The organism is Xanthomarina sp. (genome assembly GCF_035306605.1).
Taxonomy (GTDB): domain Bacteria; phylum Bacteroidota; class Bacteroidia; order Flavobacteriales; family Flavobacteriaceae; genus Xanthomarina.
Map to the genome: position 1 here is coordinate 1 of NZ_DATGNR010000043.1, position 2,958 is coordinate 2,958.

Genomic DNA, 2,958 nt, shown 5'->3' on the forward strand with positions numbered 1-2,958 from the left:
TATGTATCAGAAATACAAAAGCGCAGAGTTAGTAAAACCAAGTGGATTAGATCTTAAAGATCGTTTAGTTGGTGTACAAAGAGTTACAAAAGTAACTAAAGGAGGTAGAGCATTTGGTTTTTCAGCAATTGTAGTAGTTGGAGATGAAGCAGGTGTTGTAGGACAAGGTTTAGGAAAATCTAAAGACGTTGCTAGTGCAATAGCAAAAGCCGTTGAAGATGCTAAGAAAAACTTAGTTCGCATTCCTTTAGCTAAAAGAACCATACCACACGAACAAAAAGGAAAATACGGAGGAGCAAGAGTAAATATCATTCCTGCAGCTCCAGGTACTGGAGTTATTGCTGGTGGTGCTGTTAGAATCGTATTGGAAGCTGTTGGTATACATGATGTATTATCCAAATCACAAGGTTCATCGAACCCTCATAACGTAGTAAAAGCAACTTTTGATGCTTTATTACAGTTAAGAAGTGCACATACTGTGGCACGTGAAAGAGGTATAACATTAGAGAAAGTTTTTAAAGGTTAATACACGAAAACGATGGCAAAAATAAAAGTAAAAAAAGTTAGAAGCGCAATCAACCGTACTTTAAGACAAAAGCGTACATTAGAAGCTTTAGGTCTTAAAAAGATTGGGCAAGTCGTAGAGCACGATGCCACACCAAATATTCTTGGTATGGTTGCTAAAGTTTCACATTTAGTTTCTGTAGAAGAAACAGAATAATATAACACTGAAAAATGGATTTAAGTAATTTAAAACCTGCAGAAGGTTCAGTTAAAAATCAAGGTAAACGTGTAGGACGTGGACAAGGTTCTGGAAAAGGGGGCACTGCAACAAGAGGTCACAAAGGAGCGAAATCTCGTTCTGGATATTCTAAGAAAGTTGGATTTGAAGGAGGGCAAATGCCTCTTCAAAGACGTGTTCCTAAATTTGGATTCACCAACATAAACCGTGTAGAATATCAAGGGATCAACTTGGATACTTTACAACACTTGATTGACGAAAAAATCATTAAAGATACTTTAGATTTCGAAACAATCGTTTCTTTAGGTTTAGCTGGGAAAAATGAACTAGTTAAAATTTTAGGAAGAGGAGAATTAAAATCTAAATTGAAAGTATCAGCTCATAAGTTTACCGCTTCAGCAAAAGCTGCGATTGAAGCTGCAGGAGGAGAAACTGTAACTTTATAATCACAAACAAGCGCATGAAATTTATAGAGACACTAAAAAATGTTTGGAAAATAGAAGAACTAAGAAACAGAATCATAGTTACACTAGGTCTGTTATTGGTATATCGTTTTGGCGCTCAAGTAGTTTTACCAGGTATTGATGCTTCTCAATTACAAAATTTACAGAGCAATACAGAATCTGGTTTATTAGGTTTGTTAAATGCATTTACAGGAGGGGCTTTTGCTAACGCTTCTGTTTTTGCATTAGGAATTATGCCTTATATCTCTGCTTCTATTGTGGTGCAGTTAATGGGAATAGCTATTCCTTATTTACAAAAACTACAAAAAGAAGGAGCAAGTGGTCAAAAGAAGATAACGCAAATTACGCGTTGGCTAACTATAGCAATCTGTTTGGTACAAGCGCCAGGCTATTTAGCTAGTTTGCCAACCGCATTTGGAATTCCACAAAGTGCCTTTTTATTAGGTACTGGTGGGTTATTCTATTTTTCTTCAATCGTAATATTAGTTACAGGCTGTATTTTTGCCATGTGGTTAGGAGAGAAAATTACCGATAAAGGTATTGGTAACGGAATCTCTTTATTGATTATGGTTGGTATTATTGCAACATTGCCAACAGCATTCTTACAAAACGCTTCTTCTAGATTAGAAGGAAATAACGTGATGTTAATTCTGTTTGAATTGGTAATTTGGTTAGTAATAATTTTAGCTTCTATTATGTTAGTAATGGCTGTTAGAAAAATTGCTGTTCAATATGCAAGAAGAACTGCTTCTGGAGGATACGAGAAAAACGTATTTGGATCAAGACAATTCTTACCATTAAAACTTAACGCATCTGGTGTTATGCCAATTATATTTGCACAAGCAATTATGTTTGTACCTAGTTTAATTGGTGGAACTTCGTTCTTAAAAGATACAAATGCAGGTCAATGGATGCAAACAAATTTTGCTGATATATTTGGATTCTGGTATAACTTAGTATTTGCTTTATTAATAATCGTATTTACATACTTTTATACGGCAATTACAGTACCAACAAACAAAATGGCAGACGACTTAAAACGTAGTGGTGGTTTTATCCCAGGTATTCGTCCAGGTTCTGAAACCTCAGAATATTTAGATAAAATTATGTCTCAAATAACCTTGCCAGGTTCTATATTCTTGGCTTTAATTGCTGTGTTCCCAGCTATTATTGTAAAGTTAATGAATGTGCAATCAGGATGGGCTTTATTTTTTGGAGGAACTTCTCTATTAATTATGGTAGGAGTTGCGATAGACACTATGCAACAAGTTAATTCTTACTTGTTAAATAGACATTACGATGGCTTGATGAAAACTGGTAAAAATAGAAAAGCAGTAGCTTAATTTATAATACTATGGCAAAACAAGCAGCAATAGAACAGGATGGAACAATTATTGAAGCATTATCTAATGCTATGTTCCGTGTTGAACTAGAAAACGGTCACATTGTGACAGCTCATATCTCTGGGAAAATGCGTATGCATTACATTAAATTGTTACCTGGAGATAAAGTAAAATTAGAAATGAGTCCTTATGATTTAACTAAGGCCAGAATAACTTATAGATACTAATACGATAAGGTTTTAAGTAAAGACTTAAAATTTTAACTAATAACAAAAACAGATGAAAGTAAGAGCATCAGTTAAAAAAAGAAGTGCAGATTGTAAAATCGTGCGTAGAAAAGGAAGACTTTACGTAATTAACAAAAAGAATCCTAGATTCAAACAAAGACAAGGGTAGTTATGGCAAGAAT

6 protein-coding genes are annotated in these 2,958 nt (G+C 34.4%); all 6 read left to right on the forward strand.

Translation table 11 applies throughout. The annotated features are described in order from the left end of the window. Position 1: 1 nt before the first annotated feature. The 6 genes from rpsE to ykgO are packed head-to-tail and all read left to right on the forward strand — an operon-like array spanning position 2 to position 2,945. Positions 2–526 carry a 30S ribosomal protein S5 gene (gene rpsE / locus VKY41_RS06650; protein ID WP_500813659.1) on the forward strand — a complete coding sequence of 175 codons (525 nt, stop codon included), beginning with the start codon at positions 2–4 and terminating at the stop codon, positions 524–526. Positions 527–538: 12 nt separating this feature from the next. Continuing rightward, positions 539–721 (forward strand): 50S ribosomal protein L30, encoded by a 183-nt coding sequence (rpmD, locus tag VKY41_RS06655; protein ID WP_500813660.1) that lies wholly within the window; start codon positions 539–541, stop codon positions 719–721. A gap of 14 nt (positions 722–735) precedes the next feature. Then, positions 736–1,188 (forward strand): 50S ribosomal protein L15, encoded by a 453-nt coding sequence (gene rplO / locus VKY41_RS06660; RefSeq protein ID WP_500813661.1) that lies wholly within the window; start codon positions 736–738, stop codon positions 1,186–1,188. Positions 1,189–1,202: 14 nt separating this feature from the next. After that, complete coding sequence (gene secY, locus VKY41_RS06665) at positions 1,203–2,549, forward strand: preprotein translocase subunit SecY (protein ID WP_500813662.1); 1,347 nt, start codon at positions 1,203–1,205, stop codon at positions 2,547–2,549. A gap of 11 nt (positions 2,550–2,560) precedes the next feature. Further along, positions 2,561–2,776 carry a translation initiation factor IF-1 gene (infA, locus tag VKY41_RS06670; protein ID WP_007094967.1) on the forward strand — a complete coding sequence of 72 codons (216 nt, stop codon included), beginning with the start codon at positions 2,561–2,563 and terminating at the stop codon, positions 2,774–2,776. Between the two features lie 52 nt (positions 2,777–2,828). Further along, a complete protein-coding gene (gene ykgO / locus VKY41_RS06675) occupies positions 2,829–2,945 on the forward strand; it encodes a type B 50S ribosomal protein L36 (RefSeq protein ID WP_013305171.1) in 117 nt (38 codons plus the stop codon). Positions 2,946–2,958 lie beyond the last annotated feature (13 nt).